Raw genomic sequence first — 25,452 nt, forward strand, 5'->3', positions numbered from 1 at the left:
CGCTCTGTTTCATGGACAGCGATGATGATGGTCCCGCCATCTTTTCCGTCGGGGCGCGGCGCATTCTGAGCCAGGGTGGACCGGAGGGCATTGGGGATGGCGACGCGGCCCTTGTCATCGACAAGGCCAATGCCACTACCCTGATACAAACCCCTTTCGGACACGCCAACCTCGCACATGGCGCGCACGGCCTCGCTGCTTCGAAACGCGACCATCTCCGCATTCCGACCATTTCTGGATCACAGTGAGCCTGCCCCTCTGTTGCTTTTCGGTTTACCTATAGCGGAACCGGGAGGCAACGGGATTTTTGGGGAGAAACGGGGAAATCGGGTCTGAAACCGGGGTTATGCGACCAACGGCTGGTCATTTGGCGGGAAGGCCTCCATGACCCCTGTTCGCAAAAATGCCGGATTTCCGCCGATCGGGTGCGTTTTCCCCGGTTTTCCCCGATCCCGGTGACGCACGAAACCGATCACGGTAGACTTAACTTTTATTAAGCAAAAAGCCCGATACGGTCGTGAACCCTGCACGGCCTCGATGATCGTCAGTCGGACAAAATCACGCCCGTCAAGGCGGGGCGCAACCGGCGATCAGCGCGCGGGGTCGGCGGAAGCCTGGGTATTCGCGGGCGCAGGCGCGACGCCCAGTTCGGCCAGCGGCTCGCTGGACGACGGGGTGGCGGTGTTCGCCATCGCCATGTCGGCGACCATGTTCGACTGCGCCGCACCGGCGATGGCCGCAGGCGGCTCGTCACGGTTCAGCGAGCCCAGGATCGTGCTGGCGATCGCGATCAGCAGGATGACGGCGGCCAGGCCGATCATGCCGACTTTCACGCGCTGCATGATATGATGATGGTCGGGTGACTTCATGGAACTCGGTGACACTATCTCGCGCGCCGCCTCATGTCGACCTCTGGCGCACGCCGTCGGGTCACAAAGGGGCGGCGACTATAGCCCCTTCTCGGCCCGCCACGCCGGATTGTGCAGCGTGGAGAGGTAGCGAAACCCGGTATCGCACAAAATGGTTGCGATCCGCTTATCGGGGCCCAAGGCCCTGGCCAGCGCCACCGCGCCGGCGACATTGATCCCCGACGACAGGCCCAGGCACAGCCCCTCCTCGCTCAACAGCCGCTGTACCCAATACCAGCCTTCCGTATCGGAAAGACGAAACTGGGTATCGATCGGCGCGCCTTCAAGATTGGCGGTGATCCGTCCCTGCCCGATCCCCTCGGCGACCGAGGAGCCTTCCGACTTCAGCTCGCCATGCGCGTAATAGTCGTACAAGGCCGCGCCGTGCGGATCGCTGAGCGCGATCGTCACCGATTCGTCATGCGCCTTCAGCCCCAGGCCGACACCCGCCAGCGTGCCCCCGGTTCCCGCCGCACAGGTGAAGCCATCGATCCGGCCGCCCATCTGGTTCCAGATCTCCTCGGCGGTGCCCACGATATGCGCGCGGCGATTGGCGATATTGTCGAACTGGTTGGCCCAGACGGCATTGTCCGTCTCTTCCGCGATGCGGCGCGAGGTGTGGACGAAATGACAGGGGCTGGAATAGGGCGCGGCGGGCACGAGGACGAGTTCGGCCCCCAGCGCGCGCAGCGTGTCCATCTTCTCGCGGCTCTGGGTCTCGGGCATCACGATGATCGTGCGATAGCCCTTCGCATTGGCGACCAGCGCCAGACCGATGCCGGTATTGCCCGCCGTTCCCTCGACGATGGTGCCGCCGGGGCGCAGCAGGCCCCGCGCCTCGGCATCCTCGACGATGAACAGCGCCGCGCGGTCCTTCACGCTGGCGCCCGGATTGGCGAATTCGCACTTGCCGTAAATGTCGCAGCCCGTGGCCTCGCTCGGCCCCTTCAGGCGGACGAGCGGGGTGTTGCCGATCAGGGCCAGCGTGTCGGAGATCACTTCCATGCCGCCTAGATGGCCCCTGCCCCGCCATCGGGCAAGCCAAGCCTTGCTTGGCCCCCGCCAAGCTGAAGGAGGGAGCGCTCACGGGCCGATCGGCAAAATGTTGGACATTGGGTCAGGTTGACGCACAGGTCATGCTTGACGCCGGGTTGCTGCATTTGCGAAGCACCGCCCCGCTATGAAGAGCCTCCTCCCCCTCATCGTCGCCGCACCGCTGCTCGCTTTGGCCGCGTGCAATTCCAAGCCCAGCCAGCCCGAGGTCGTCGACACCAACCCCGACCCGATGGCCAACGTGCTCGCCAACCGCGCCCCGGTCGAGCTGCCGCCCGCGATCAAGGCGGACAAGACCTTCCGCTGCAAGGACAACAGCCTCGTCTACGTCACCTTCTTCCAGGGCGACAAGCAGGCCAATGTCCGTCTGAAGGAAGGCGAGACCCCCGTCGTGCTGAAGGCGCCCGCCGCCGGTGAGCCGCTGACCGCCGAGGGCGGCTGGAAGATGACCGGCGACGAGAAGGCCGTCACCCTGACCACGCCGAAGAAGGCCGCGCAGGTCTGCCACATCTGATTCGCGTTCAATCCGTCCTTGGCGTCGCTTGATCGACGATAAGGACTTGATCGAAAACCGGCCGGCGGGGATATCTCCGTCGGCCTTTTCTTTGGGCCGTGTCGGGAGGTCGGAGAGAAAAGCCGTGGCCGCGATCGCGATCTACAGCCTGAAGGGGGGCGTCGGAAAGACCAGCATGGCGGTCAATCTGGCCTGGTGCGCCGCCAGCCTGTGCGCGCGTCGGACCTTGCTATGGGATCTCGACCCACAGGCCGCCTCCACCTGGCTGCTGGGTGGCCCGGCGCGCGGCGACCGGGCGCAGGCCGTATTCTCCCGCGACATCTCCGCCGAGCGACTGGTCCGCCAGACCGACATTCCCCGGCTGTCGCTGATCGGCGCCGACGAGTCGCTGCGCGGTCTGGACCATCTGTTCCACACGATCGAGAAGAAGAAGCGGCTCGGCAAGCTGATCGACGGGCTGGACGATTATGACAGCGTGATCCTGGACTGCCCGCCCGGCCTGACCGAGACGACCGAGCAGGTGTTGCGCGCCGTCGACCTGATCGTCGTGCCGGTCGTGCCGTCCGCGCTCTCTACCCGCGCGCTGGACGTGGTGGACGGCCATGTCCGGGGCCGCGTACCCCTGCTGCCCGTGCATGTCATGGTCGACCGCCGCCGCCGCCTTCATGCCGAGGCGCTGGCCGCGCATCCCGACTGGCCGATCATCCCGATGGCCAGCCTGGTCGAGGCGATGGGCGAGCATCGCGCGCCCCTGGGGGCCTTTGCCCTGCGCAGCAGCGCCGCCCAGGCCTATGCCGATCTGTGGCGCAGCGTCGAGCGGCGACTGGCGGGGGGATGAGCCGCCGCGACGATCCCGGCCCGCCCGAACGGCTGACGCCGCATCTGGTGCTGGGGGCCTATGCGGTCGGGGTGTTCCCGATGGCGGACACGCGCGACACCGATCATGTCTATTGGGTCGAGCCGCGCAAGCGTGCCGTCCTGCCGCTCGATGGCTTTCATCTGTCGCGCTCGCTGCGCAAGACGGTGGCGAAGGACCGGTTCCGCGTGACCGCCGACACCGCCTTCGAATCGATCATCCGCCTGTGCGCCGAAAGCGTCCCGGACCGACCCGAGACCTGGATCAACTATGCGATCGAGCGGGTGTTCATCGACCTGTTCGACATGGGCTTTGCCCATTCGATCGAATGCTGGGACGGCGACGAGCTGGTCGGCGGCCTTTACGGGCTGGCGCTGGGCCGGGCTTTTTTCGGCGAGTCGATGGTCAGCCGCCGGACCGATGCGTCCAAGGTGGCGATGGTCTGGCTGGTCGCGCGGTTGCGGGCCGGGGGATACAGCCTGCTCGACTGCCAGTTCCAGACCAGCCATTTGTCGACCATGGGCGCGGTCGAGATCGGGCGCGAGGATTATGTCGCGCTGCTGTCCGACGCATTGGCGGGGGTCGTGGCACCGGGTGCTTCCGCCGCCGGGGTATCGGCATCGGGCGACTTCGCGGCGCTCGACCGCTTGGGGGCCGCGCCGGGCAGCGAGGCCGGAACCGTCTCCGGCCCCGTTTCGGGCCAGGACATCGTGCAACTCTTGGCCCAGACGTCATAGACCGGGTGGAGCACGACGTTGAGCGCAGGCCGCTCCTTGTAGAGCCAGCCCGAAAAGACCCGCTGCCACCGCTGATTGGCACCACGCACGTCCAGCTGCACGAATGCGCCGGTCAGCTGCTCCGCCTCCCACGATGCCGTCTGCTCGCAGGCCCGCAGGCGCACCACGACATCGCCGACGCGCACCGCCTGGCCGGGTTTCAACGTCAGGTCGCGCGAGACGCCGTTGCGCTTGTTGAGCAGGCCGATCACCGCGACTCGCTCGGCCATCGGGGTGCCACCACTCGGCAGCGTCGCCTGCGCACCGTCGACCGACTCGATCCCGGATGCGGCGCCCGGGCTGTCGGGCAGGATCTGGCTGACCGCCGATTCGGCGGAATCGCCGCCGCGATCGGTCAGCGCCTGATAGCCGAACCAGCCACCGACCCCCAGCAAGGCGACCAGCGCACCGCTGGCCAGCCAGCGCGACGTCTTCACCCCTCGGGGGTCCAGGCTTCGTAGTCGCCGGTCGCGGCCTGGCGTTGACCACCCTTTTCGAGCGCGCCCGAGGGGCGATAGGCCATGGCAGTGCCGGTCATGTTCGGGATTGCGGGCTTCTGCCACGCGCGACGCGGCGGCAGCGAGCGGTCGGGCACATCGTCGACCTGATGATGCAGCCAGCTGAACCATTCCGCCGGAACCCGGCTGGCATCGTTCGAGCCGTTATAGATCACCCAGCGGCGCGCGCGGCCGGCGGTGTCGGTGCCGCCTTCGTAATAGACGTTGCCATGCGCGTCCTCGCCAACCTGCGCCTTGCCGCGCAGACCGAACCAGGTGCCGATGGTGGCGCCGTTCCACCAGGTGAAGGGGTTGAGGTTGATGCCCATGACGCGCCGTGTAGCCCGGCTGTCGCCGCCCTTCAACCGCGTTCACGTGATTGGGAACAGTTCATGACTTCGCTTGAAGCCCCTCCTCCCGACAGGGGGGAGGGGTTTGGGGTGGGGGCATGGCCACAAGCGACAGTCTCAGTGAGACACCGGCCCTCCCCCAGCCCCTCCCGCCTGCGGGAGGGGAGAAGCGCTTGGCACTACGACGTCCCATTAAGCCCCTCCTCCCGGCAGGGGGGAGGGGTTTGGGGTGGGGGACGGCCGCAAGCGAAAGTCTCGGTGAGACATCGACCCTCCCCCGACCCAGTTTCAGGCAAACGATGCCCCGCATCGTTTAGGTCATGCCGGGGGCATGACCGACCTGAAACTCGCCTGCGGGAGGGGAGAAGTGCGGGGCAAGGCACCGTCGCATGAAGCCCCCCACCTGCGAGAAGGCAGCGGCTTGGTTTAAACGGTCTACCTCAGGCGATCACTTCGGCCAGGAAACCGAATCGCCCTCCGAAATCCCCAATTCCGCCGTGCGCCCGCCGACCAACTCCAATACGGCGGCAATCGGCTCGCCCGAGGGGATCTGTGCCTCGCTGAACGGCACGGTATTTTCCGCGATCCGGGCGATGGTGCCGTCGGCGCGGATGAACAGGATGTCGAGCGGCGTCGGCGTGTTCTTCATCCAGAAGCTCGCCTCGCGCGGGGGCCCACCCTCGGGCGGATAGGGGGCGAACAACATGCCGCCGTCGGGCTTCAGGTCGGTGCGGTACATCAGCCCCTGCGCCTGCTCGGCAGAGGTGCGCGCGGCCTCGACCTGGAACCGGTGCTGGCCCTGCGCCGTCCTGATGGTGACGGGCACGGTCGCGACCTGGCGCCCCGCCTGCGCCGCCGCTTCGGAAGACGATTTCTCCGCCGAACATCCCGCCAACCCGGCACCGGCCAAGGCCAGCGCCATCACATTCATCCGTATCATCCGGCTCCTCTCGGCGTCACGACGACCGCCAGGGGGCCTTTCGGCCCCTCGACCACGCGCGCCGCCAGCGGCTGACCGGGTTCGACATCCAGGATTCCACCGCGACGCAGCGTCTCCATATGGACAAATATGTCCGCCCCGTCACGGTCCCGCAGCAGGAAACCATAGCCTTTCAGCCGGTTGAACCATTTGACCGCGACCTGCTCCGGATCGCCCGCCTCGTCGACCAGCGCCACCGGGTCGATCCGGTCGGGCGAGCGGGGCCGCTTGGGAGCCTCCGGCACCGCATGGGTCAGGTCGATGGTCAGCACTTCACGCGCCTGATAGCCACGCCCGCCGCGCGCACCCAGCAACTCGACGCGCGCACCCTCGGGCAGGCTGCGCCGCCCATGCGCCTGCAATACGGAGAAGTGCACCAGCACATCCCCATAGATCGGATCGTCCGCCACGACGAAGCCGAAACCCCGCGTCACGTCGAACCATTTCACGACCCCCGCCAGCCTTACGGCCGTTTCCGCCGTTTCGCTGTCGATGCCGCCCCCTTGATTTGGCGTTTCTTCCAGCATCATCGCACCCTTGTGCCCCGAGGCTAGCATCATTGTTCGCACTCGCAATGCAATGACGTTCGCTTTTTTGCTGGTCCGGAGTGGGACGACGGCGCAAAAATAGGGGCTGGCGGCGTATATTCTTGCGCTGGATCAAAAATCCTCGTCGTCGATCGTCTCGCCGGGCGCGGCAGAAACGATACGCCGCGACAGATTTGTGGGGTGTCCGGCGCGCATCATCGCTGCAAACTGCTTCTCCCGCACCGCGCGGTCCGCCTCGCCGTTGCCGAAAGGCCCGATTCGCCGCCGCCGGGCAAAGGCCAGGGCCGCCTCCCGCGCCGCCTCCGCCACTTGCGGTGCGATCGCCTCGTGATCCTTCGCCCCGACGCGTGCGGCGTGCAAGGCCTGCGCCACGCGGCGCGCGCCCATGCCCCGCCGGGCGAGCGAGGCGGCCTTGGCCTCCGCATAGGCGCGATCGTCGATATAGCCGAGTTCGACCATCCGCCCCGCCAGCCCGCGCGGGTCCGGTTGCGCCTCTCCCACCCACCCCCTTTCGCGCAGCTTGCGAGTCAGGTAATCGACCAGCTTGCCTTCGGTCGTGGCAAATCGCTCGACATACCGTAGCGCGAGAGTTTCCAGCGTTTTGGGATCAAGGGGTTTGGGGGGGCGACGATCGGCGGACACGCCTTGTTTGTGCCACACTGACACCGGATTTAGAACGCGGGAAGCCGCCATTTGATGGTGGAAAAGAATCACTCGTACCCGCGCGATCACTTTGCGGGGACGCAAAAGCATAAGGAACGAAGGCAAGGCCATGACGATCGAGCACCATCAGGACGACGCGCGCGCCATCATCGCGACGCCGACCGAGGATGCGCTGCCGCGCCGCTTCGCCGACTTCGACACGCTGGGCGAAGCGCTGGACTATGCTGCCTCGGGTACGCGCGGCCTGAACTTCCACGACGCGCGCGGCACCCTGTCGCGGCCCTATCCCTTCGCCGAACTGCGCGAGGATGCGCTGACCTGCGCCCGCCGCCTGATCGCCAGCGGCGTGAAGCCCGAGGATCGCATCGCGCTGGTCGCCGAGACGGGGCCGGAATTCGCCGCTTTGTTCTTCGGCGTGGTCTATGCGGGTGCCTGGCCGGTGCCGCTGCCGCTGCCGACCTCGTTCGGCGGCCGGGACAGCTATATCGAGCAGTTGCGCGTCCAGCTCGCAAGCTGCGACCCCAAGATGCTGATCTTCCCGCCCGAACTGGCCCAGATGGCGGGTGCCGCCGCCGAGGCCGCGGGCTGCGAGGGGATCGACTGGGACAGCTTCGCCACGCGCGCCGCCCCCGAGACCGAATTGCCCAAGGCCGATCCGGAAGCGATCGCCTATCTCCAATATTCCAGCGGCTCGACCCGTTTCCCGCATGGCGTGGCGATCACCCATCATGCGCTCCTGAACAATCTGGCGGCACACAGCCATGGCATGAAGATCCAGGAGAGCGATCGCTGCATTTCCTGGCTGCCCTGGTATCACGACATGGGTCTGGTCGGCTGCTTCCTGTCGCCCATCGCCAACCAGGTCTCGACCGATTATCTGAAGACCGAGGATTTCGCGCGGCGTCCGCTGGCGTGGCTGGACATGATCAGCCGCAATCCGGGTACGTCGGTCAGCTATTCGCCGACCTTCGGCTATGACATTTGCGCGCGCCGCATCTCGTCGCAGACCAAGGCGTCGGACCGGTTCGACCTGTCGCGCTGGCGGATCGCGGGCAATGGCGCGGACATGATCCGTCCCGACGTCATGCAGTCCTTCGTCGACGCCTTTGCCGATGCGGGCTTCCCCGCCACCGCCTTCCTGCCGTCCTATGGCCTGGCGGAAGCGACGCTGGCCGTGTCGATCATGCCGCCGGGCGAAGGCATTCGCGTCGAACTGGTCGAGGAGACCCAGCTGTCGGGCGGCGCGCAAGGCACCGACCGGCCGCAGCGTTTCCGCGCCATCGTCAATTGCGGCAAGCCCGCGCGCGACATGGTGATCGAAATCCGCGAGGAGGACGGCACCCCCCTGCCCGACGGCGCGATCGGCAAGGTCTGGTGCAAGGGCCCGTCGGTCATGGTCGGCTATTTCCGCGACCAGGCCGCGACCGACGCCTGCCTGGTCGATGGCTGGCTCGACACCGGCGACATGGGGTATATGTCGAAGGGCTATATCTACATCGTCGGCCGCGCCAAGGACATGATCATCGTCAACGGCCGCAACCATTGGCCGCAGGACATCGAATGGGCGGTCGAGCAGCTGCCGGGCTTCAAGGCAGGCGACATCGCCGCCTTCGCCATCACCACGCCGGGCGGCGAGGAAACCCCCGCCGTGCTGGTCCAGTGCCGCAGCTCGGACGATGAGGAGCGCCTGCGCCTGCGCGACGAAATCCGCGAGCGCGTGCGCGCGGTGACGGGCATGAACTGCGTGATCGAACTGATCCCGCCGCGCACCCTGCCGCGCACCAGCTCGGGCAAGCTGAGCCGCGCCAAGGCCCGCAACCTGTATCTGGCGGGCGAGATCAAGCCGTACGACGTCGCGGCCTGATTTCTTGGGATTTGAGAAAGGGGCTCGGTCGAAAGACCGGGCCCCTTTTTCATGCCCTATTCCCCGCCTCCGTTCAGCCTAAGCGAAGTCGAAGGCCACGTACCGCCCACGCCTCACGCTCCACCCCGGCGGAGACCGGGGTCCCGTATCCACCAAGCCCGTGGCACCCTTGCTGGTCCATCCCAACTGGACCCCGGCCTTCGCCGGGGTGGTACGTCTGCTGGGGCAGTCGGGTGATCTTGACCTTCGACTTCGTTCAGGCTGAACGGCGGTCGGGGGCGCAGAACGCGGGAAGAGTGGGCCCCTCAATCCTTCAACGGATCATGCCCCCAGTTCATCAGCGAATAGCGCCATGGCGAATGCTCGACATCCTTGTCCGGCCCGCTCTGCTTCAGGTGTCGGTGCACATAGCCGACCACCTTCTTCATATGCGCATAGTCCTCGTCGGTCAGATCGGCCTTCTTTTTGCGCTTGATCTCGACGATCCGGCGGCCCGACTCATGGCCGACGCTTTCGCCCGATCCACCCTTCTTCTGGCCGACGTCCTGCGACTCGTCGCTGTCCAGAAACTTCTCCAGCTCGGCCGGGGCCATGTTCACGGCCTCCTTGAAATCGGCGTAAACCTGTTCGTGATCATCGGCCATGCGCGGCTCCTTTCGGGGCGGTCAACGCCGCGCACGGGCTTTGGGGTTCAGATCAGCATCGCGTCATAGCTTTGCGGCGGCAGCGGCAGGGTCACGCGCGCGATCCCGCCGACGATCAGGACCACCGCCAGCACGGCCCCCGTCGCCCACACGATCCGTCGGTCGCCCCGCCACGGCTTGGCCAATATCATTCCCAGCGCGCACGCCACGATCGGCCACAGATGATAGCGGAAGTCCGACGCCACGCTGATGACCAGGAAGCTGGCCTCCAGCCCCAGCGCCGAGCCGAACAGCGCCCCCGCAAAGCCGTGGCCGCGCGTCACCGCCAGTCCCCCGGCGGCAAGCACCAGCCAGACGATCGGCCACATGATCGGCACATCGACCCAGAGCCCCGCCATCTTTTGCCACGCCAGCGCGGTTCGGCCCGGTTGCCCGAGATGATAGTCGTTCGGCTCGCTCCCCTGCGGCGGGGCAGCATTGATCCAGCGCGCGGGCACCCAGAAGCGCCAGGTCGAATTGACATGCGCCAGTCGTTGCGCGGCATAGGCGAGCGGATGATGCAGGATCGCAGGTGCGAGCTTGGCGTAGATCTGCCCCGGCGGGGTCGTCTCGAACCGCTGGAGCCGGGTGCCGCAGCGGGCCGGCTCGCCCAGCGGGTCCCAGAAGAAGGGCTTCACGCAGTGCTTGGCGCGGATGTCCGCCACCTCGGCAGGGGACAGGCCCAGCCGGGGATCATAGGGCACGCGCACGGCAATCCCCGCCAGATCGTACAGCGCCTGGGTCCGCGCCACGCCGCTGTCCGCCGCGCCGAGCAGCCGGTGGTTGATGAAGGGCGCGGCCGCCAGCGTCGCGAGCGTCAGCGCCACGGTGATCGCGATCCGGCGCGGCCAGCGCTCCGTGACCAGCAACGCGACGAGCGGCGCGATCGCGAAGATCGCATTGGCGCGGACCAGCGCGGCATAGGCCAGCAACAGCCCCGCCGCAGCCCAGGCTCCGCGCGGCACCGCCCGCCCCCGCAGCCGCCACCATCCGATGATCCCGACCGCGCCCAGCGTGGCGCCGGTCATCTGTGCATCCTTCAGGATCGCGACCTGCCAGCCGAGCCATGGCGGCACCAGCCCGACCGCCAGCACCAGCAGCGCGCCGCGCGGTCGCCGGTCGACGATCGCCGCCGCCAATGCTCCCAGCCCCAGCCACCATCCCGCCAGTTGCAGCACCAGCATCGGCTCAGCACCACGGGCCACGAACAGCGACCAGAGCCGCGCCATGATCGGCGGGTGCCAGTCGTCATAGTCCCCGGTCAGCGCCTGCGCATATTGGCCGACGCTGTCATATTGAACGAAGCCCGGCGCAAAGACGATGACGCTGAGCCCGAACAGGATCAGGGCCGCGACGACGATGCGCAGGCGGTGGCTATGGGTTCGGGTCATGACGGATATGACCGATGCGGCCAAAGCCGGATGTTTCGCAAGCGGAATGCGCCATGTCGTCGCAGTGGCGCGGGGATAGGCGCATCCCCTTCGCACGCGTAAGTGGGACTTGGGCATCAATCGGGGGCACGCGGATGGACAGCAAGACGGCACTGGTCATCATCGACATGCAGATGGAGATGCAGCACCGGATCGAGGCGGGGCGCCCCCATATCCATCCGGATGCGACTGCGACGATAGCGACGCTCGCAGACGCTTTTCGACGTAACCAGCGCCCGGTGATCCATATCCGCCATGCAGCCGCCGATCCCGCTTCACCTTTGCATCCCGATGCCCCCGGCTATCCGCCCATGGCCTGTGCGGTGGAACGGCCCGACGAGGCGGTGTTCGTGAAGCGCAGCTCGTCGGCCTTTGCGACGACCGAACTGGAGGCCCATCTGCGCAGGCAGGGGATCACCCATATCCATGTCGTGGGGGCCGTGGCGGGGTTCTGCGTCAATTCGACGGTGCGCGCGGCGGCGGACCTGGGATTTGGCGTGACGGTCGTGCGCGACGGGGTGATCGGGTTCGACCTGCCCTCCGCCGGGTTGGCGGCGGGGGTGATCTTCGACGTCACCATGGGTTTGCTGGCGGCGGATTTCGCCGAGGTGGTGGGGAGTGAGGCGGTATTGGCTCGGTTGTGAGGGTTCACTTCGCTCCGCCTGAACGGCTGTTTGGCTGATCCCCTCACCCCGTTCGGCCTTAGCGAAGTCGAAGGCCACGCTACCCCCAACGCAAAAGGGGCCCGCCGCAGCGAGCCCCTTTCCATGATCGAATCCGCAAAAAATCAGATGTGGATCGCGCGACCATAGGCGGCGAGCACCGACTCGTGCATCGATTCTGAGATGGTCGGATGCGCAAACACCGTTTCCATCAGCTCGGCCTCGGTCGTCTCCAGCTGGCGGGCGACGACATAGCCCTGGATCATCTCGGTCACTTCCGCGCCGACCATATGCGCACCCAGCAGTTCGCCGGTCTTGGCGTCGAACACGGTCTTCACGAAACCCTCGGCCTCGCCCAGCGCGATCGCCTTGCCGTTGCCGATGAAGGGGAACTTGCCGACCTTCACCTGATAACCGGCTTCCTTGGCCTTCGCCTCGGTGAAGCCGACCGACGCGACCTGCGGACGCGAATAGGTGCAGCCCGGGATGTTGCCCTTGTCCATCGCATGCGGGTGGACGTCCTTGTTGCCCAGCGCCTGCGCGATGGCCTCTGCCGCGATCACGCCCTCATGGCTCGCCTTGTGCGCCAGCCACGGTGCGCCGGTCACGTCGCCGATCGCCCACAGCCCCTCGACATTGGTGCGGCCATAGCCGTCGGTCTTGATGTGACCGCGGTCGGTGGCGATGCCCAGCTTTTCCAGACCGATATTCTCGGTGTTGGGGACGATGCCGATGGCGACGATCGCGTGGCTGAATTCGGCCGTCTCGACCTTGCCGTCCGGACCCTTCATCGCAGCCTTCACGCCCGAGGCCGTCGCTTCGAGCTTTTCGAGGCCGGTCTTGGTCTTGATGGTCATGCCGAACTTGGTCAGCTGCTTGGTCATGAACTCGCTGACTTCGGCGTCCTCGACCGGCATGATCCGGTCGAGCATCTCGACGATGGTCACTTCCGCGCCCATGTCGTTGTAGAAGCTGGCGAACTCGACGCCGATCGCGCCCGAGCCGATGACCAGCAGCTTGGTCGGCATGGCGGGCGGCACCATCGCGTGGCGATAGGTCCAGATGCGCTCGCCGTCCGCCTTGGCGAAGGGCAGGTCGCGGGCGCGCGCGCCGGTGGCGACGATGATGTGCTTGGCGGTCAGTTCGGTGGTCTTGTCGCCCTGGACGACCGACAGCTTGCCCTTACCAGTGATCGTGCCGACGCCCTCGACGACCGTCACCTTGTTCTTCTTCATCAGGCCCTTGACGCCTGCGTTGAGCTGGCCCGCCACCTTGCGGCTGCGATCCACCACCTTGTCGAGGCTGAACGAGGGCTTTTCGACCGACAGGCCGTATTGCGCGGCATGGGTCATGTAGTGATAGACCTCGGCCGAACGCAGCAGCGCCTTGGTCGGGATGCAGCCCCAGTTGAGGCAGATGCCGCCCAGCCGCTCGCGCTCGACGATCGCGACCTTCAGGCCAAGCTGGCTCGCGCGGATCGCCGCGACATAACCGCCGGGACCCGAGCCGAGGACGATAAGATCGTAAGTGTCAGCCACTTTGCTCTTCCTTCTGAACACGCACCATCAGGATGCGCGGGGGACTATCCCCGAGTAGATTTCAGTCTTGCGCCGGGGCCATCGGCGGAACGGTGCGCGGCTTGCGGTCCTGGTCGGTTGCGACGAACACGAAGCGCGCCTGGGTGACCTTGGTCGCGTCCTCCATGTGGCGGGCGCGACGCCAGGCCTCGACCTCAATGGTCATCGACGTGTTGCCGACGCGGACCAGCTTGGCATAGACCGACACCTCGTCGCCGACGAGCACGGGGGCGTGGAACTTCATCCCCTCGACCGCGATGGTGGAGGCCCGGCCGCCCGAGTGACGCGAGGCCACCGAACCCGCCGCCAGATCCATCTGGCCCATCAGCCAGCCGCCGAAGATATCGCCGTAAGGATTGGCATCCGACGGCATGGCGGTGACGCGGATCGTCGGGTTCAGATCGGGCAGCGTGCTCATTGTTCGCTATGCCTCCGGGCCATGCGGTCGGCGATGCGGGCGCGGTGGAGCGGGCCGATGCCCATCGCCACCGTCGCCAGCGCCGCCCCCGCCCCGCACCACCAGATTTCGGTGCGGGCGAGCGGATAGGCCCAGGCGGCGGCCCAGGTCATGACGAGCGCCGCCACCAGCCCCAGGCCGATATAGAACAGCTCGATCCCGACCCGCATGGCCCCCGCCCTGCTCTATCAGGCCAGCATGGCGAGCGGACGCTCGACCAGTTCCTTGAACACCTTCATCAGCTCGGCGCCGTCGGCCCCGTCGATGGCGCGGTGGTCGAAGCTGCCGGTCGCCGACATGACGGTCGCCACGCCCAGCTGATCGTCGACGATGTACGGACGCTTCTCGCCCGCGCCGATCGCCAGGATCATGCCCTGCGGCGGGTTGATGACCGCCTCGAACTGCTTGATGCCGAACATGCCCATGTTCGAGATCGACGCCGTGCCGCCCTGGAATTCATGCGGCTGCAGCTTGTTGTCGCGGGCGCGGGCCGCCAGGTCCTTCATCGTGGTCGAGATGGACGACAGCGAGCGCGTATCGGCCTCCGACACGATCGGGGTGATCAGGCCCGCCGGGGTCGACACCGCCACCGAGATGTCGGCGCGCTTGAAGCTGATCAGCTGGTCCGGCGTGAACATGACGTTGCACTTCGGCACCGCCATCAGCGAGACACCCAGCGCCTTGATCAGCATGTCGTTGACCGACAGCTTGACGCCGCGCGATTCGAGCCCGGCGTTCAGCTCGCCACGCAGCTTCAGCAGCGCATCGAGACGGATATCCACCGTCAGATAGATGTGCGGAACCTGCTGCTTCGATTCGGTCAGGCGACGCGCGATCGTCTTGCGCATGTTCGACAGCTTCGACGCTTCGTGCGGGATGTCCGGCACCTGGGCGGGCTTGGGCGCCGCGGCCGGGGCCGAGGCGGTTTCCGCCGGGGCCGAGGTCGACGCGGCGGGAGCGGCGGCCTTGGCCTGACCCGGCTGTGCGTTCTCGACGTCGGCCTTCACGATGCGGCCGTTCGGACCCGAGCCGGTCAGCGCCGACAGGTCGAGGCCCTTTTGCGAGGCGATGCGGCGGGCCAGCGGGCTGGCGATCGCGCGACCACCGTTGCTGGCCGGCTTGCCCGAATCGGCGGGCTTGCCGTGATCCTCGGCCTGCTCGAGCGTGCGCTCGGCGGGCTTGGCTTCGCTGCCGGTCTTGTTGGGATCGGTCGGATCGGTCGGCATGGGGTTGGCCGGAGCCGGGGTTTCCGACTTCGACGGTGCCTGGACCGACGAGGCATCCTCGCCCTCTTCGGCCAGGATCGCGATGACGGTGCCGACCTTCACATTGTCGGAGCCCTCGGAGACGAGGATCTTGGCGATGACGCCTTCGTCCACCGCCTCGAATTCCATGGTAGCCTTGTCGGTTTCAATCTCGGCCATGATATCGCCGGACTTCACCGTGTCCCCTTCCTTCACCAGCCATTTGGCCAGCGTGCCTTCCTCCATGGTCGGCGACAGCGCGGGCATCTTAATCTCGATCGACATGGAGGTCCTCTCGGGGAAAACGAATTCCGTAGCGGCCCGTCTCTTGCGCCCGAATTGCGCTCGGTCAAGTCATGGCCTTGCACGAAATACTAAGTAACGGCATCCGTGGTACACAATTTGGGGGCCGCCATGCGTATCTATCTGGTCGTGATCGACGACAGTCCGGAATCGAAAATCGCATTGCGCTTCGCCGCCCGGCGTGCGGTGAAGACCGGCGGAGGCATCGAAATCCTGACCGTGTTGCCGCCGCAGGAGTTCATCGCGTTCGGCGGCGTACAGGCGACGATCGAGGACGAGGCGCGCCAGCAGGCCGAGGCGCTGCTCGCCAGCGCGGCGGGAACGATCCTGGACGAATCGGGCCTGCGCCCCTCGATCACGGTGCGCGAAGGCGACGGGCCGAAGGTGATCCGTGAGATTATCGCGGCCAATCCGGACATCGCCGCGCTGGTGCTGGGCGCGGCGGCCAGCGGCGCGCCGGGCAAGCTGGTCAGCCACTTTTCCGGTACCGACGCGGGCGCGCTGCCCGTGCCGGTAATGATGATCCCGGGGTCGCTGACGCCCGAGGCGATCGACCGGTTGAGCTAAGAAAATTCCTCCCCTGCAAGGGGAGGGGGACCAGCGAAGCTGGTGGAGGGGTGTCCCCGCTGATGGTGACACCCCTCCGTCAGTCCTGCGGACTGCCACCTCCCCTTACAGGGTAGGAATTTGGGACTTTACTCAGCCGCCTTGGCCATGTCCTCGAACTCGGCCGCCGCCAGGAAACGCTCGGCGTCCAGCGCGGCCATGCAGCCGGTGCCCGCCGCCGTCACCGCCTGACGATAGACCTTGTCCGCCACGTCGCCGCACGCGAAGACGCCGGGCACGCTGGTCCGGGTCGAGCCCGTCTCGACCGCGATATAGCCGTCCGAATCCAGCTCCAGATGCCCCCGGAACAGCTCGGTCGCCGGGTGATGGCCGATCGCGACGAAGCCGCCCTCGACGTCCAGACGGCTATGCTCGCCCGTCACCGTATCGACCAGGTCGAGCGCGACCAGGCCCGCATTGCCGCCGCCGTCGACGAACTCGCGAACTTCCTTGTTCCACAGCACCTTGACGTTCGGGTGCGCGAACAGCCGCTCCTGCAGGATGCGTTCGGCGCGCAGGGAATCCCGGCGGTGGATCAGCGTCACGTCATCCGAATGGTTGGTCAGGTACAGCGCCTCCTCGACCGCGGTATTGCCGCCGCCGATCACCGCGACCTTCTTGCCGCGATAGAAGAAGCCGTCGCAGGTCGCGCAGGCGGACACGCCCTTGCCCTTCATCGCGTCCTCGCTGTCCAGGCCCAGCCACTTGGCCTGCGCGCCGGTGGCGATGACCAGCACCTCGCCCTCATAGATATCGCCGCCATCGCCGATCAGGCGGAAGGGACGGTTGGTCAGGTCGACCTCCGTGATCGTGTCCCACATCATCCGCGCGCCGACATGCTCGGCCTGCTTCTGCATCTGCTCCATCAGCCAGGGGCCCTGGATGACGTCGGCGAAACCGGGATAATTCTCGACGTCAGTGGTGGTGGTCAGTTGGCCGCCCGGCTGGATGCCCTGCACCACGATCGGCTGCATCCCCGCACGCGCGCCGTAGATGGCGGCGGAAAGCCCGGCGGGGCCCGAGCCGAGGATGAGCATACGCGTGGTGTGGGTGGTCATGTCCGAATCCTGTGAAACGATTTGCCTTCAGATAGGCGCTGCTCGTCCAAAAATGAACCGCTTCTCATGCGGCCAATCCGCGCCTGCTTCGTTGCGCATTGTGAGTGGAGATTTGCCCGATGCGCGACGACGACGATGTGAAGATCACCGAATATACCGCCCCCGCCGGCGGTTGGGGTTCGATGAAGGGCATGGCCAAGATCCTCCCCAAGGAAGGTCTGGGCCCGGAGACGCTCGACACGCTGCGTCGCCAGAACAAGCCCGGCGGGGTGATGTGCGTCAGCTGCGCCTGGGGCAAACCGGCGAAGCCGCACATTGCCGAATTCTGCGAGAACGGCGCCAAGGCGACCGCGTGGGAACTCAGCAGCTTGCGCGTCACACCGGATTTCTTCGCCAAACATAGCGTCAAGGAACTGGAGGCCTGGCCCGACCATGACCTGGAGCAGGCGGGGCGCCTGACCCATCCGATGCGGTACGACCGCAAGTCGGACAAATATGTCGCGGTCAGCTGGGACGAGGCATTCGCCGCGATCGGCGCCAAGCTGAAGGCCTGCGACCCGACCAAGGTGGTGCTCTATGCCTCGGGCCGCGCCAGCCTCGAAACCTCGTTCATGTATTCGCTGTTCGCGCGGATGTGGGGGCAGCAGAACCTGCCCGACAGCTCGAACATGTGCCACGAGACGACCTCGGTCGGCCTGAAGTCCGCCATCGGATCACCCGTCGCGACGATCCAGATGGAGGATTACGACAAGTGCGACGCGATCTTCTCCTTCGGGCAGAATGTCGCGACCAACGCACCGCGCATGCTCCACAACCTGCAAGCCTGCGCCAAGCGCGGGGTGGAGATCGTGACCTTCAATCCGCTGCGCGAGCGCGGTTGGGAGCGTTTCGCCTCGCCGCAGAACCCGGTGCAGATGCTGACCGGCAGTTCGACCGACATCTCGACCCAATATCATCAGGTGAAGGCGGGCGGCGACATCGCCGCGCTAACCGGCATCTGCAAGCTGGTGATCGAGGAGGATGACCGCGCCATCGCCAAGGGCACCAAGCGCATCCTCGACCATCACTTCATCGAGCAGCACACCACGCGATACGAGGATTTCGCCAATTACTGCCGCAAGGCCGCGTGGAGCGACATCGTCCGCGATTCGGGCCTGACCCGCGATGCGCTGGAACAGTCGGCGCGCGTCTATATGCGGGCCGAGCGGGTGATCGCGGTGTACGGCATGGGCATCACCCAGCATCGCTATGGCATCGATGCGCTGCACATGATCGTGAACCTGCTCCTGCTGCGCGGTAATATCGGGCGCGAGGGGGCCGGGCCGGGCCCGGTGCGCGGGCACAGCAACGTGCAGGGCCAGCGCACGGTCGGCATCACCGAGAAGACCGAACTCGCCCCCGTCGAGCGGCTGAAGGAGCTGTTCGAGTTCGAGCCGCCGACCGAAAACGGCTGGGACACGGTCGAGGCGTGCCGCCAGATCATCGCGGGGACCGCGCAAGGCTTCGTCCAGCTCGGCGGCAATTTCCTCCGCGCCACGCCCGAGCACGCCAAGATGAAGGCGGCGTGGGCGAAGCTCCCCATCACCGTCCATATCGCGACCAAGCTCAACAAGAGCCATCTGGTGCCGGGCGAGGAGAGCTATATCCTCCCCTGCCTCGGCCGGTTGGAGACGGACATGCAGAAGGGCGGTCGCCAGGCCGTATCGATGGAGGACTCGTTCAGCCATATCTATGGCTCGGTCGGGAAGGCGACGCCCGCCGCCGATACGCTGTTGTCCGAACCCGCCATCGTCGCCGGGATCGCCAAGGCGGTGCTGGAACCCAATCCAAACGTGCCGTGGGACGAGTGGGTCGGCGACTATGGCCTGGTCCGCTCCGCGATCGAGAATGTCTATCCGGACAAGTTCGCCAACTTCAACGAGCGCCTGTTCGAGCCGGGCGGCTTCTGGAAGGGCAATCCCGCCTCGCATCGCCAATGGGAGACGGAGAGCGGTAAGGCCGAATTCAACGTGCCCCGCGCCATGGATGCCTCGGGCATCACCCCCGCCGAGGGCCGGATGCGGCTGATCACGCTGCGCTCGAACGATCAGTTCAACACGACCATCTATGGTTATGACGATCGTTTCCGGGGGATCAGCGGCACGCGCATGGTGGCTATGATGAACAAGGCCGATATCGCACGCCTCGGTCTGACCGATGGCCAGACCATCGCGCTGGAGGGCGATGCCGATGACGGCGAGGAGCGCGTGGTCGAGGGGCTGCGCGTGGTCGAGTACAACATCCCCGAAGGATGCATCGGCGGCTATTATCCCGAGCTCAACTATCTGATCCCGCTGGAGCATCATGCGCTGGAAAGCCATGTGCCCGCAGGCAAGTCGGTGCCGGTGAAGGTGCGCGCCCAGGCATGAGCATGACGTCATGAGTATATTGGGTGCGGTCCTGACCGGCGGGCGCTCGTCACGCTTCGGATCGAACAAGGCGATCGCGATGCTGGGCGACCGGACGCTGGTGGCACATGCCCGCGCGACCATCGCCCCGCATTGCGCGCGGGTGGTGCAGGTGGGCGGCGTGGACGGGGTGCCCGACATGCCCGCCCCCGGCCTGGGTCCGCTGGGCGGGATCGCGGGTGCGCTGGATTACGCCGCGAGCCATGGCTTTCGCTGCGTGCTGACCATCGGATGCGACATGCCGCGCCTGCCCGAGGGGCTGATCGAGGCGATCCTGCGACGCGAGCCGAGCTATTGTCAGGATGCGCCGGTGCTGGGGCTGTGGCCCGCCGCGCTGGGCGCGCATCTGATGGCGCATCTCTCGCTCGGGCGGGATCGCTCGGTGCGCGGCTGGGTGCGCGCGATCGGCGCGATCCCCATCGCCTCGCCCGAGCCGATCGCCAATGTGAACACCCCCGCCGATCTTGCCGCGCTGTGAGGCGGAAGCCAAGGTTCTTGACCGCTTTCCTCCCCTTGCAGGGGAGGCGGCAGGGCAAAACCCTGACGGAGGGGTGTCGCGGTCAGAGAGCGCAGACCGCCCTCGCGAGCGGGGATACCCCTCCACCATGCTTCGCATGGTCCCCCTCCCCTGCAAGGGGAGGAATGGTCTCGGCCGCGACAGGATCGGGCCTTCTTCGTTGAGCGTTACCCATGATCCCGCTCGTCCGTTGACATTGATCCGCCTGTCTCAGGACGGCGCGACGGCTTCGATCGAACGCGAGGTCGCCGTCGAATGCCCGGTCGCGATCGAGGTGGACGGCTTCGGCTATGCGGTGATGATGATGACGCCCGAGCGGCTGGAGGAGTTCGCCACCGGTTTCCTGCTGACCGAAAGGCTGGTCGATGCGCCCGGCGATATTCTCGGTATCGAGCCCTTTGCGGCCGAAAGCGGCTGGATCGTTCGGGTGACGCTGGCCGCGCACCTTCGCGGACGGATGCAGGACCGGGTGCGCCATCGGACCAGCGATACCAGTTGCGGGCTGTGCGGCCTGTCGGGCCTCGAACAGATCGCCCGCCCGGTCACCGGACGTCCCCCCGCGCCCGAGGTGGAGGTGGAAACGCTGTTCGCCACACTCGGCGCCCTGCGCACGCACCAGCCGCTCAATGCGCGGACGGGGGCGGTTCATGCCGCCATAGCCTGTGACGCGGCGGGCAAGGTCGTCGCGGCGGCGGAAGATGTCGGGCGGCACAATGCGCTCGACAAGCTGGTCGGGACATTGGCGCGCGATACGGTACTGCGCCCCGATTTCATCCTCGTGACGTCGCGGATCAGCTATGAGATGGTCGACAAGGCGCTGGTGGCCGGGGTGGGCCTGCTGGTTGGGATATCCGCGCCGACCAGTCTGGCGATCGACCATGCCCGCGAGCATGGCCTGACCCTGATCGCGCTGGCCCGGCCCGATGCGATGCTGGTCGCGCACGATCCGCACGGCCGCTTCGCCTGACCGGTCAGCCCGCCGCGAGCTTCCGCATCTTCGCCCAATCGGATTTGTCAGGCTCGAAGGCCAGGCCGGAAGGGTCCTGCAAGATCCGGTCGCGCCCGGCCCGCTTGGCGCGGTAGGCCAGCTGGTCGGCGCGAGCAATCATGCCGTCGAGCGTCTCGCCCGCCTGATACCGGACGATCCCCCCGCTGACCGTCAGTTCGGGTAGCCCCTGCGCGACAAAGGGCTTCAAGGCGTCGCGAATCGCCTCACCCATCCGCATTGCCCGGTCACCCTGCGCTTCGCCCTCGGCATCGGGGATCAGGACGGCAAATTCCTCCCCGCCCATGCGCACCGTCAGCATGTCCGGCATGGTCAGCGCCTGCAATACCTGCGCAAAGGCGACCAGCACCGTGTCGCCGGTCGCATGGCCATGGCGGTCGTTGATCGCCTTGAAATGATCGAGGTCGAGAACCAGGGCTTGCAGCCCCTCCCCACGCATCGCCGCTTCCACCAGCATACGGGGACCGGCCCGGTACAGGCCGCGCCGGTTGGTCAGCCCGGTCAGCGGATCGGTCTCGGCATCCAGGATCGTCTCTTCCAACGCCTTCTGGATCACCAGCAGCATCAGGCACAGCCCCGCCGCCACCAAGAGCACGCCGGTCGAGATTTGCGAGATCACCGCATAGACGGTGCTCACATAGGATTTTGGCGTGGCCCCCGAGCCGAGCGTGAGCACCAGCCAGGGCTTCACCAGGAAATGCGCGCCGATCACGCCGAAAATACCGATCAGCATGGCGCGGATCGGTCCACCCTGCCCGATCTGACGCGCCGTCAGCATGACGACGAACGACGCGATGGCAAAGGGAAGCTGGAACATCAGCTCATAGGGCAAGGTGTTGCGCGGCCCGTCCGCTATCGCCAGCCGCAGCGCCAGTCCGGCACCCCATAGCAACAGGGCCAGCCGCCATTGCGGACGATGCCCGACAAAGGCCTGTATTCCCGTCGCCATCGTCAGGATGCCGCCGAGGAACAGGCCGTAACCCAGGATCGAAAACAGCGCGACCTGATCGGTATAGAGAACCAGCAGATGGCAGATCGGCGTGAAGAAGCCGAGCAGATAGCTGACCATGAACCAGGCCGCCGCCCGCTGCCGCGAATAGGACAGCGCGATCACGCCGTAGGTCACGACGAAAAGTGCCGCCATGCAGCTATTGGCTATCAAGGCATAGACAGCGGCATTCACGACCTAAGATCCGAAGCTCCTGAAGGACATCGTGACGCAGACCTATTCGGCAGAGGAAAAGGAGAGGTTAAGGCGCACAAAAGCGCCTGGCCCCCTGGCCTCGTCCTCTCCACATGACAAGCACGATATAACAATCGGGATCGATATGCCATGCCGGACAGGCGGTAAATCCGGGGAATCCCCCGATCCAAGTCAATTATTCCGGACAAAGAACGTTATTGCGGGCGCGGACGCAACACCGACCAGATCGAACGGAAAGTGTCGGCGAGGCCACTACAATTAGGTGCCGATATGACCATGGAGCGCGGTCATCGTCGTGAATGCTGGGGGAAAATACACCGGGTGGTAGCGAAGGAGGGACTTGAACCCCCGACACGCGGATTATGATTCCGCTGCTCTAACCAGCTGAGCTACTTCGCCATGCTAGGCGTTCCACCCGGTGGAGGCGCGCCTATAGACAGGCTGTTTTCGGGCGTCAAGCGAACAAATGACGTGAAAGCATTTCCCATGGGCCGCCGCGATACCACCAGGTGCCCAGACCGATCAGTTCCACCGCACGTGGCCGGAAATCGCGCTCCATCTGCTGGAGAAGCAGCTTGGCGGTGGCGGGCGTCACCTTGTTCTGGATGGTCACATGTGCGCGCCATCCGCCCGCGTCCTGCGGGGTCAGCAATCCTGCAAAGGCGTCGACCAGTTCATGGCGTATCGCGACGAGGCCGGGCGAATCGATCCGAAGCGCCACGCCCCGGCCCAGCGACATCAGTCCGCTCGCCCGCGCATCGGGGGCTCGTACCCCGCGCGTCATGCCGTTCAGGCGATGCTTCAGCTCCGCCTCGGCCGAGGGCGGCAGATGGTGGAACAGCGTGCAATGCGCATCGAGGACGTTGCGCTCGGGCGGGAAATGCTGGCGGCGCAAGGCATCGAACGCGCCCTGATCGGCGCGGCCGAACAGGGCGGTGACGATGATCGGGGCTGGCGGCTGGTTCAGATTTCCACCTGACTGCCCAGCTCGACCACGCGGTTGGTCGGCAGGCGGAAAAACTCCATCGCGCTCTCGGCGTTGCGCAGCATCCAGGAGAACAGCTTTTCACGCCACATCGACATGCCCGGACGCTCGGCGGCGAGCAGGGTCTGGCGCGACAGGAAGAAGCTGGTGTCCATCATCTTGAACGCGCCGCCCTCCATCTCGACCCGTTTCAGCGCGGCGGGCACGTCGGCTTCCTCCATGAAGCCGAAACGCAGGACGAGGCGATGGAAGCCGTGCCCCAGATCGTCCAGCTTCGCGCGGTCGCCTTCGGGCCAATAGGGCTGGCTCATGATCTTGACGGTCAGCAGGATGATACGCTCGTGCAGCACCTTGTTGTGCTTCAGATTATGGAGCAGCGCATGCGGCACCCCCTCGGGCGAGGAGGTCATGAAGATCGCGGTACCCGACACCCGGCTGGCCGCCCCCGCCGCCGAATCGATGAAGATGTGGATCGGCATCGTGCCTTCGCGCAGCCGCTGGATCATCAGCTTGCGGCCCGTCGACCAGGTGGTCAGGAAGGTGAAGATGATGAAGCCGATCAGCAACGGCACCCAGCCGCCCGAGGGCACCTTGGTCAGGTTGGCGAGGAAATAGGCGCCGTCGACCAGGAAGAACAATCCCAGCAGGGGCAGAGCGGCGTAGAGCGGCCACTTCCAGAGCCGGGTCAGCGCCACGCCCAGCAGGCAGGTGTCGATCAGCATCGCCCCCGTCACCGCGATCCCGTATGCCGAGGTCAGGTTGGACGACGAGCGGAAGAACAGGACCAGCAGGATCACCATCACCATCAACATCCAGTTGATGAGCGGGATGTAGATCTGTCCGGCGGTTGCCGCCGACGTATGCTCGATGCGCAGGCGCGGCATGAAGCCCAGCTGGATGGCCTGTTGCGTGACCGAGAAGGCGCCGGTGATGACCGCCTGGCTGGCGATGACGGCAGCGGCGGTCGCCAGGATCACCAGCGGCAGCTGCAACCCCTCCGGCGCCAGCATGTAGAACGGGCTTTCCAGCGCGGCTGCGCCTTCGCGGAACAACAGTGCGCCCTGCCCCATATAGTTCAGCATCAGCGCGGGCAGCACGAAGACCAGCCAGGACAGGCCGATCGGCCGCCGCCCGAAATGGCCCATATCCGCATAAAGCGCCTCTGCCCCCGTCACCGCCAGCACGACCGAGCCCAGCGCCAGGAACCCGCGCAGGGGATCGATGAAGAAGAAGCGGACGGCGTGGTGCGGCGACAGCGCCTGCAACACCTCGGGCGTCTGGACGAAGCTCATGACGCCCAGCACCGCGATCACGGTGAAATAGACGAGCATCACGGGGCCGAAGAACAGGCCGACCCGCTCGGTGCCCGAACGCTGGATCTTGAACAGCACGATCAGGATGGTGATCGCGATCGGCAGCACGAAGCCACCGAAGGCGGGTGCGGCCACCGCCAGACCCTCGACCGCGCTCAGGACGGTGACGGCGGGGGTGATCATGCTGTCGCCATAGAACAGCGCGGTGGCGAACACGCCGAGCAATACGATGCCGCGCGACCAGCGCCGCGTCTTGGTCTGCCCCGACACGAGCGCCAGCAGCGCCAAGCTGCCTCCCTCGCCCTTGTTGTCGGCGCGCATGATGATCGCGACATATTTGATCGAAACGACGATCATCATCGACCAGAAGATCAGGCTGATGACGCCCAGGATATGCGCATTGTCGAGCGGCAGGGGATGGTGCGGATTGGCGAAGGTTTCGCGGAACGCGTAGAGCGGACTCGTGCCAATATCCCCGAACACGACACCGATCGCCCCCAGCGCGAGGCGGCCCATGCCCTGCGGCGGATGAGGATAGGTGTCCTTGTTCGCGGTGGTGGCGATCCCGGTGGGCGAGACGCTCATGACTGGGGGATCGTGCCGGTGATGGAGAGGATCATCGGCGACATCCGTGGCAACCCTGTGATCATCGCGCCGCCCTAGCATGGCCCCAAAAGGCCAGCAACGCAGGGCCTGGGCGCTTGTTGCATTCGCGCACGATTTCGCGCGGTCGGCGATGCCGCAATGCAACAGTGGAGAATCTCGCGGCGGCGCACGTCGGCCATTCCGGAGCACGCCCCTCCCGCAAGCGGGAGGGGATGGGGGAGGGAAAGCCACATAGGACTGGCTCGGTGAGACCCCATGCCCTCCCCCGCCCCCTCCCGCAGGCGGGAGGGGAGATAAGCAGTGCCATCCGAAACGGTTCACCTCCCGCCTCCGATCGGCTACGGCA

At 66.1% G+C, this 25,452-nt stretch carries 26 protein-coding genes, 1 tRNA gene and 1 pseudogene; 10 read left to right on the forward strand and 18 right to left on the reverse strand.

Annotation, left to right across the window (positions count from 1 at the left end):
- Positions 1-11: 11 nt before the first annotated feature.
- Positions 12-248: a hypothetical protein gene (locus tag ACQR50_RS12580; protein WP_428968573.1), complete on the forward strand. Its 237-nt coding sequence runs from the start codon at positions 12-14 to the stop codon at positions 246-248.
- Positions 249-590: 342 nt separating this feature from the next.
- Here ACQR50_RS12580 and ACQR50_RS12585 read toward each other — a convergent pair whose 3' ends face one another.
- Positions 591-842, reverse strand: a complete 252-nt coding sequence (locus tag ACQR50_RS12585) for a hypothetical protein (protein ID WP_428968574.1) — start codon at positions 840-842, stop codon at positions 591-593.
- Positions 843-947: 105 nt separating this feature from the next.
- Positions 948-1,913, reverse strand: a complete 966-nt coding sequence (locus tag ACQR50_RS12590) for a cysteine synthase A (protein WP_428968575.1) — start codon at positions 1,911-1,913, stop codon at positions 948-950.
- Between the two features lie 175 nt (positions 1,914-2,088).
- Between ACQR50_RS12590 and ACQR50_RS12595 the strand changes: the two genes are divergently transcribed.
- From ACQR50_RS12595 to aat, 3 genes are all read left to right on the forward strand, one after another.
- Complete coding sequence (locus ACQR50_RS12595) at positions 2,089-2,475, forward strand: hypothetical protein (protein WP_058744938.1); 387 nt, start codon at positions 2,089-2,091, stop codon at positions 2,473-2,475.
- A 124-nt stretch (positions 2,476-2,599) separates the two neighbouring features.
- Positions 2,600-3,313 carry a ParA family protein gene (locus ACQR50_RS12600; protein WP_428968576.1) on the forward strand — a complete coding sequence of 238 codons (714 nt, stop codon included), beginning with the start codon at positions 2,600-2,602 and terminating at the stop codon, positions 3,311-3,313.
- Positions 3,310-4,068 carry a leucyl/phenylalanyl-tRNA--protein transferase gene (gene aat / locus ACQR50_RS12605; protein ID WP_428968577.1) on the forward strand — a complete coding sequence of 253 codons (759 nt, stop codon included), beginning with the start codon at positions 3,310-3,312 and terminating at the stop codon, positions 4,066-4,068. Before ACQR50_RS12600 ends, aat begins: the two co-directional genes overlap by 4 nt.
- Before the next feature lie 35 nt (positions 4,069-4,103).
- On the opposite strand, the pseudogene ACQR50_RS12610 reads toward aat, so the two are convergent.
- From ACQR50_RS12610 to ACQR50_RS12630, 5 genes and pseudogenes are all read right to left on the reverse strand, one after another.
- Positions 4,104-4,337 (reverse strand): annotated as a pseudogene (locus ACQR50_RS12610) (DUF2155 domain-containing protein); the annotation flags it as partial.
- A gap of 203 nt (positions 4,338-4,540) precedes the next feature.
- The gene (locus ACQR50_RS12615; RefSeq protein WP_056434245.1) at positions 4,541-4,933 is read right to left on the reverse strand and encodes an NADH:ubiquinone oxidoreductase subunit NDUFA12; all 393 of its coding nucleotides are present in this window, start codon (positions 4,931-4,933) and stop codon (positions 4,541-4,543) included.
- 469 nt (positions 4,934-5,402) lie between these two features.
- Positions 5,403-5,894, reverse strand: coding sequence for a DUF192 domain-containing protein (locus tag ACQR50_RS12620; protein ID WP_428968578.1), 492 nt, complete (start codon positions 5,892-5,894; stop codon positions 5,403-5,405).
- Complete coding sequence (locus tag ACQR50_RS12625; protein ID WP_416222072.1) at positions 5,891-6,460, reverse strand: cold-shock protein; 570 nt, start codon at positions 6,458-6,460, stop codon at positions 5,891-5,893. Before ACQR50_RS12625 ends, ACQR50_RS12620 begins: the two co-directional genes overlap by 4 nt.
- Positions 6,461-6,592: 132 nt before the next feature.
- Positions 6,593-7,255 carry a regulatory protein RecX gene (locus ACQR50_RS12630; protein ID WP_428968579.1) on the reverse strand — a complete coding sequence of 221 codons (663 nt, stop codon included), beginning with the start codon at positions 7,253-7,255 and terminating at the stop codon, positions 6,593-6,595.
- On the opposite strand from ACQR50_RS12630, the gene ACQR50_RS12635 reads away from it, so the two are divergent.
- Positions 7,254-9,008, forward strand: coding sequence for a fatty acyl-AMP ligase (locus tag ACQR50_RS12635; RefSeq protein ID WP_056434252.1), 1,755 nt, complete (start codon positions 7,254-7,256; stop codon positions 9,006-9,008). The two genes, ACQR50_RS12630 and ACQR50_RS12635, sit on opposite strands and share 2 nt — an antisense overlap.
- 305 nt (positions 9,009-9,313) lie before the next feature.
- Here the strand turns inward: ACQR50_RS12635 and ACQR50_RS12640 are convergent, their stop codons facing one another.
- Both ACQR50_RS12640 and ACQR50_RS12645 read right to left on the reverse strand, forming a co-directional pair.
- Positions 9,314-9,652 (reverse strand): DUF3140 domain-containing protein, encoded by a 339-nt coding sequence (locus tag ACQR50_RS12640; protein WP_428968580.1) that lies wholly within the window; start codon positions 9,650-9,652, stop codon positions 9,314-9,316.
- A gap of 47 nt (positions 9,653-9,699) precedes the next feature.
- Positions 9,700-11,082, reverse strand: coding sequence for a hypothetical protein (locus ACQR50_RS12645; protein WP_428968581.1), 1,383 nt, complete (start codon positions 11,080-11,082; stop codon positions 9,700-9,702).
- Between the two features lie 134 nt (positions 11,083-11,216).
- On the opposite strand from ACQR50_RS12645, the gene ACQR50_RS12650 reads away from it, so the two are divergent.
- On the forward strand, positions 11,217-11,765 hold the full coding sequence (locus ACQR50_RS12650) for an isochorismatase family protein (RefSeq protein ID WP_428968582.1): 549 nt from the start codon (positions 11,217-11,219) through the stop codon (positions 11,763-11,765).
- Between the two features lie 143 nt (positions 11,766-11,908).
- Here the strand turns inward: ACQR50_RS12650 and lpdA are convergent, their stop codons facing one another.
- The 4 genes from lpdA to ACQR50_RS12670 form a co-directional block, all read right to left on the reverse strand.
- Positions 11,909-13,321: a dihydrolipoyl dehydrogenase gene (lpdA, locus tag ACQR50_RS12655; protein WP_428968583.1), complete on the reverse strand. Its 1,413-nt coding sequence runs from the start codon at positions 13,319-13,321 to the stop codon at positions 11,909-11,911.
- A 61-nt stretch (positions 13,322-13,382) separates the two neighbouring features.
- A complete protein-coding gene (locus tag ACQR50_RS12660; protein ID WP_428968584.1) occupies positions 13,383-13,778 on the reverse strand; it encodes an acyl-CoA thioesterase in 396 nt (131 codons plus the stop codon).
- Positions 13,775-13,987 carry a hypothetical protein gene (locus tag ACQR50_RS12665; RefSeq protein ID WP_058743830.1) on the reverse strand — a complete coding sequence of 71 codons (213 nt, stop codon included), beginning with the start codon at positions 13,985-13,987 and terminating at the stop codon, positions 13,775-13,777. The genes ACQR50_RS12660 and ACQR50_RS12665 overlap by 4 nt, the downstream gene beginning before the upstream one ends.
- Before the next feature lie 18 nt (positions 13,988-14,005).
- Complete coding sequence (locus tag ACQR50_RS12670; RefSeq protein ID WP_428968585.1) at positions 14,006-15,346, reverse strand: pyruvate dehydrogenase complex dihydrolipoamide acetyltransferase; 1,341 nt, start codon at positions 15,344-15,346, stop codon at positions 14,006-14,008.
- Positions 15,347-15,475: 129 nt separating this feature from the next.
- Here ACQR50_RS12670 and ACQR50_RS12675 point away from each other — a divergent pair, with 129 nt between their 5' ends.
- Entirely contained in the window at positions 15,476-15,931 is a 456-nt protein-coding gene (locus ACQR50_RS12675; RefSeq protein WP_056434264.1) for a universal stress protein, read from the forward strand.
- 128 nt (positions 15,932-16,059) lie between these two features.
- On the opposite strand, the gene trxB is transcribed toward ACQR50_RS12675, so the two are convergent.
- Positions 16,060-17,028, reverse strand: a complete 969-nt coding sequence (gene trxB / locus ACQR50_RS12680; protein ID WP_428968586.1) for a thioredoxin-disulfide reductase — start codon at positions 17,026-17,028, stop codon at positions 16,060-16,062.
- Between the two features lie 119 nt (positions 17,029-17,147).
- On the opposite strand from trxB, the gene ACQR50_RS12685 reads away from it, so the two are divergent.
- The 3 genes from ACQR50_RS12685 (at position 17,148) to fdhD (ending at position 20,959) form a co-directional block, all read left to right on the forward strand.
- Positions 17,148-19,436, forward strand: coding sequence for an FdhF/YdeP family oxidoreductase (locus tag ACQR50_RS12685; protein WP_428968587.1), 2,289 nt, complete (start codon positions 17,148-17,150; stop codon positions 19,434-19,436).
- 10 nt (positions 19,437-19,446) lie between these two features.
- Positions 19,447-19,953, forward strand: coding sequence for a molybdenum cofactor guanylyltransferase (mobA, locus tag ACQR50_RS12690; RefSeq protein WP_076717016.1), 507 nt, complete (start codon positions 19,447-19,449; stop codon positions 19,951-19,953).
- 229 nt (positions 19,954-20,182) lie between these two features.
- Positions 20,183-20,959 (forward strand): formate dehydrogenase accessory sulfurtransferase FdhD, encoded by a 777-nt coding sequence (gene fdhD, locus ACQR50_RS12695; protein WP_428968588.1) that lies wholly within the window; start codon positions 20,183-20,185, stop codon positions 20,957-20,959.
- 4 nt (positions 20,960-20,963) lie between these two features.
- Here fdhD and ACQR50_RS12700 read toward each other — a convergent pair whose 3' ends face one another.
- The 4 genes from ACQR50_RS12700 to ACQR50_RS12715 all read right to left on the reverse strand — a co-directional run bounded on the left by ACQR50_RS12700 (position 20,964) and on the right by ACQR50_RS12715 (position 25,016).
- Positions 20,964-22,181 (reverse strand): diguanylate cyclase domain-containing protein, encoded by a 1,218-nt coding sequence (locus ACQR50_RS12700; protein ID WP_428968589.1) that lies wholly within the window; start codon positions 22,179-22,181, stop codon positions 20,964-20,966.
- Positions 22,182-22,524: 343 nt separating this feature from the next.
- A tRNA-Met gene (locus tag ACQR50_RS12705) sits at positions 22,525-22,601 on the reverse strand.
- A gap of 55 nt (positions 22,602-22,656) precedes the next feature.
- Complete coding sequence (locus ACQR50_RS12710; protein WP_428968590.1) at positions 22,657-23,097, reverse strand: 2'-5' RNA ligase family protein; 441 nt, start codon at positions 23,095-23,097, stop codon at positions 22,657-22,659.
- A gap of 68 nt (positions 23,098-23,165) precedes the next feature.
- Complete coding sequence (locus ACQR50_RS12715) at positions 23,166-25,016, reverse strand: potassium transporter Kup (protein WP_428970699.1); 1,851 nt, start codon at positions 25,014-25,016, stop codon at positions 23,166-23,168.
- Positions 25,017-25,452: the final 436 nt, after the last annotated feature.

This window comes from Sphingomonas sp. Xoc002 (genome assembly GCF_050408055.1).
Taxonomy (GTDB): Bacteria; Pseudomonadota; Alphaproteobacteria; order Sphingomonadales; family Sphingomonadaceae; genus Sphingomonas; species Sphingomonas yabuuchiae.

Bases quoted from the DNA above. Each gene is read 5' to 3' on its own strand.
- ACQR50_RS12580 (WP_428968573.1), top strand. From the start codon at position 12: ATGGACAGCGATGATGATGGTCCCGCCATCTTTTCCGTCGGGGCGCGG.
- ACQR50_RS12585 (WP_428968574.1), bottom strand. From the start codon at position 842: ATGCAGCGCGTGAAAGTCGGCATGATCGGCCTGGCCGCCGTCATCCTG.
- ACQR50_RS12590 (WP_428968575.1), bottom strand. From the start codon at position 1,913: ATGGAAGTGATCTCCGACACGCTGGCCCTGATCGGCAACACCCCGCTC.
- ACQR50_RS12595 (WP_058744938.1), top strand. From the start codon at position 2,089: ATGAAGAGCCTCCTCCCCCTCATCGTCGCCGCACCGCTGCTCGCTTTG.
- aat (WP_428968577.1), top strand. From the start codon at position 3,310: ATGAGCCGCCGCGACGATCCCGGCCCGCCCGAACGGCTGACGCCGCAT.
- ACQR50_RS12615 (WP_056434245.1), bottom strand. From the start codon at position 4,933: ATGGGCATCAACCTCAACCCCTTCACCTGGTGGAACGGCGCCACCATC.
- ACQR50_RS12620 (WP_428968578.1), bottom strand. From the start codon at position 5,894: ATGATACGGATGAATGTGATGGCGCTGGCCTTGGCCGGTGCCGGGTTG.
- ACQR50_RS12625 (WP_416222072.1), bottom strand. From the start codon at position 6,460: ATGCTGGAAGAAACGCCAAATCAAGGGGGCGGCATCGACAGCGAAACG.
- ACQR50_RS12635 (WP_056434252.1), top strand. From the start codon at position 7,254: ATGACGATCGAGCACCATCAGGACGACGCGCGCGCCATCATCGCGACG.
- ACQR50_RS12630 (WP_428968579.1), bottom strand. From the start codon at position 7,255: ATGGCCTTGCCTTCGTTCCTTATGCTTTTGCGTCCCCGCAAAGTGATC.
- ACQR50_RS12640 (WP_428968580.1), bottom strand. From the start codon at position 9,652: ATGGCCGATGATCACGAACAGGTTTACGCCGATTTCAAGGAGGCCGTG.
- ACQR50_RS12645 (WP_428968581.1), bottom strand. From the start codon at position 11,082: ATGACCCGAACCCATAGCCACCGCCTGCGCATCGTCGTCGCGGCCCTG.
- ACQR50_RS12650 (WP_428968582.1), top strand. From the start codon at position 11,217: ATGGACAGCAAGACGGCACTGGTCATCATCGACATGCAGATGGAGATG.
- ACQR50_RS12660 (WP_428968584.1), bottom strand. From the start codon at position 13,778: ATGAGCACGCTGCCCGATCTGAACCCGACGATCCGCGTCACCGCCATG.
- ACQR50_RS12665 (WP_058743830.1), bottom strand. From the start codon at position 13,987: ATGCGGGTCGGGATCGAGCTGTTCTATATCGGCCTGGGGCTGGTGGCG.
- ACQR50_RS12670 (WP_428968585.1), bottom strand. From the start codon at position 15,346: ATGTCGATCGAGATTAAGATGCCCGCGCTGTCGCCGACCATGGAGGAA.
- ACQR50_RS12675 (WP_056434264.1), top strand. From the start codon at position 15,476: ATGCGTATCTATCTGGTCGTGATCGACGACAGTCCGGAATCGAAAATC.
- trxB (WP_428968586.1), bottom strand. From the start codon at position 17,028: ATGACCACCCACACCACGCGTATGCTCATCCTCGGCTCGGGCCCCGCC.
- ACQR50_RS12685 (WP_428968587.1), top strand. From the start codon at position 17,148: ATGCGCGACGACGACGATGTGAAGATCACCGAATATACCGCCCCCGCC.
- mobA (WP_076717016.1), top strand. From the start codon at position 19,447: ATGAGTATATTGGGTGCGGTCCTGACCGGCGGGCGCTCGTCACGCTTC.
- ACQR50_RS12715 (WP_428970699.1), bottom strand. From the start codon at position 25,016: ATGGGCCGCCTCGCGCTGGGGGCGATCGGTGTCGTGTTCGGGGATATT.